At 69.5% G+C, this 2,163-nt stretch carries 3 protein-coding genes; 1 reads left to right on the top strand and 2 read right to left on the bottom strand.

Going from position 1 to position 2,163, the window contains the following annotated elements; translation table 11 throughout:
* A partial coding sequence (locus VJS38_RS19590; RefSeq protein ID WP_324089828.1) for a glycosyltransferase occupies positions 1–483 on the top strand: 483 nt, incomplete at its 5' end.
* A gap of 12 nt (positions 484–495) precedes the next feature.
* On the opposite strand, the gene VJS38_RS19585 is transcribed toward VJS38_RS19590, so the two are convergent.
* Both VJS38_RS19585 and VJS38_RS19580 read right to left on the bottom strand, forming a co-directional pair.
* Positions 496–1,438, bottom strand: a protein-coding gene (locus tag VJS38_RS19585; RefSeq protein ID WP_324089827.1) for an IS630 family transposase whose coding sequence is annotated in 2 segments (ribosomal slippage) — positions 496–1,101 and positions 1,103–1,438 — 942 coding nt in all. Because the reading frame shifts where the segments join, the coding sequence is not laid out codon by codon here.
* An 87-nt stretch (positions 1,439–1,525) separates the two neighbouring features.
* Positions 1,526–2,163: bifunctional 5,10-methylenetetrahydrofolate dehydrogenase/5,10-methenyltetrahydrofolate cyclohydrolase (locus VJS38_RS19580; RefSeq protein WP_324089826.1), on the bottom strand; the 638-nt coding region annotated here is incomplete at its 5' end.

The following is a 2,163-nucleotide window of genomic DNA, read 5'->3' as shown; positions in this document are numbered from 1 at the left end:
GCATCGCGGCGCCTGAGACTGGCGATCATCGGCGGCGGGGCGGCGGGCGAACAGGCGCGGCTGGCGGGCCTGGCCCGTGACGCCGGCTTGGGCGACGACTTCCTGCTGGCCGGCGAGACCGGCAACGTCTTCGCCTGGCTGAAGCGGGCGGCGGTCTTCGCCTTGCCGTCGCGCTGGGAGACCTCGTCGCTCGCCCTGCTTGAGGCGCTGGCGGCGGGAACCCCGGTGGTGGCTTCGCGACTGGCGGGCGACGCCGCCCAGGTGCTGGACGAGGGCCGCTACGGCCTGCTGTTCGACGGCCACGATCCCGACGCCCTCGCCAAAGCCCTGCTGGCCCAGGCGGTCGCGCCGGTGCGGCCGGGCGACCGCGCCCTCGCCTACGACCTCAGCCTGACCAACGAGGCCTACGCGCGCCTGGTCGCCGAAGTGCTGGCCGCCGGGAGGGCGCGTCGACAGGGCGCGCCGCGGCTGTCGCGGGCCTAGAGCTTGATCCCATCATACTGAAGCATATCCGGAGTTGGCGAGGTAGTTGGCGCACTCGGCGGGGGTGAAGTGGTCGAGAAGCTGGCCGATGCGGCGCCAGGTGGCTTCGACGGTGCGTTCTGCGGCCTTGCGCAGGAGGGTCTTCAGCTTGGCGAAGACCTGCTCGATGGGGTTCAGGTCCGGGCTGTAGGGCGGCAGGAAGATGAGGTGGGCCTTGGCCTTTCGCAGCGCCCGGCGGACAGCCTTGCCCTTGTGGCTGCCGAGGTTGTCCAGGATCACCACGTCACCGGGCGCGAGCGTCGGGACGAGGCATTGCTCGACCCAGGCGCGGAAGTAGTCGCCGTTGATCGGCCCGTCGAGGACGAAGGGCGCGTCGATCCGGTCGTGGCGCAGCGCGGCCAGGAAGGTCAGGGTCTTCCAGTGGCCGTGCGGGACCTTGTCGACCAGGCGCTGGCCGCGGGCGCAGCGGCCGTGGGTGCGGGTCATGTTGGTCTTGGCCCAGGTCTCGTCGACGAAGACCAGCCGGCGGGGATCAAACTTGGCCTGATGCCGTCTCCAGCGATCCCGCTTCCAGGCCACGTCCGGCCGGTCCTGTTCGGACCCGAACAGGCTTTTTTTTGAAGCTCATGCCCTCACGGGCGAAGAAGGCCCACACCGCGTGGTAGCTCGCCTTGACCCCCCGCTCGGCCAGCTCCGCCTGGATCGCCCGCAGCGTTAGGTCCGGCTTCTCGGCGATCCGCGCCAGCAGCCACTCGCGCTCGCCGACCAGCACATGGGGTCTGCTGCCGACATAAGGCTTGGCCGCTGCGCTGCCCGTCGTCCGATACCGCTGCGACCATTTCACAACCGAGGCCACGCTCACCCCAAAACGCGACGCCACCGACCGCACCGTGGCCCCCGACATCACCGCCGAAACCACCCGATCCCGAAGATCGCTCGAATAGGCCCGAACCATCCAGACTGGCCTCCCGCCCAGCCCAGATCTTGAATCATGATCCGGCCAACACCGGAATCCCCAGATTCAATCTCGATGGATCCCGCTCTAACCTTCCAGGCCCGCCTGCCGCTTGGCGGCGGTCACGGTGTTCTGCAGCAGCACGGCGACTGTCATCAGGCCGACGCCGCCAGGCACGGGCGTGATCGCGCCCGCGACCTGCAGCGCCTCCTTGTAGTGGACGTCGCCCACCAGCTTGGTCCGTCCCTCCGCCGCCTTGGCCGGATCGTCGAACGGCACCCGGTTGATGCCCACGTCGATCACGCAGGCCCCCGGCTTGATCCAGTCGCCCCGGATCATCCGCGGCCGGCCGACTGCGGCGACGAGGATATCGGCCTCCCGACAGACCGCCGGCAGATCCTTCGTGCGTGAGTGGGCCATGGTGACCGTGCAGTCCTCGGCCAGCAGCAATTGCGCGATCGGCTTGCCCACCAGCAGCGAGCGCCCCACCACCACGGCGCGTTTTCCGGTCAGGTCACCCAGGGTCGCCTGCAACAGGATGATGCAGCCGCGCGGCGTACAGGGGACCAGCGCCGGCAGACCGGCCACCAGGCGGCCGGCGTTCACGACGTGCAGGCCGTCCACGTCCTTGTCGGGATTGATGGCGGCGATCACCGCCTTCTCGTCCAGGCGCCCGGGCAGCGGCAGCTGGACCAGGATCCCATGGATCAGCGGGTCTTCGTTCA

The organism is Phenylobacterium sp., from assembly GCF_035276905.1.
In the GTDB taxonomy this organism is placed as follows: domain Bacteria; phylum Pseudomonadota; class Alphaproteobacteria; order Caulobacterales; family Caulobacteraceae; genus Phenylobacterium.
Note: the sequence above shows the minus strand (reverse complement) of the source record. Positions and strands in the feature narration are given on the sequence as shown.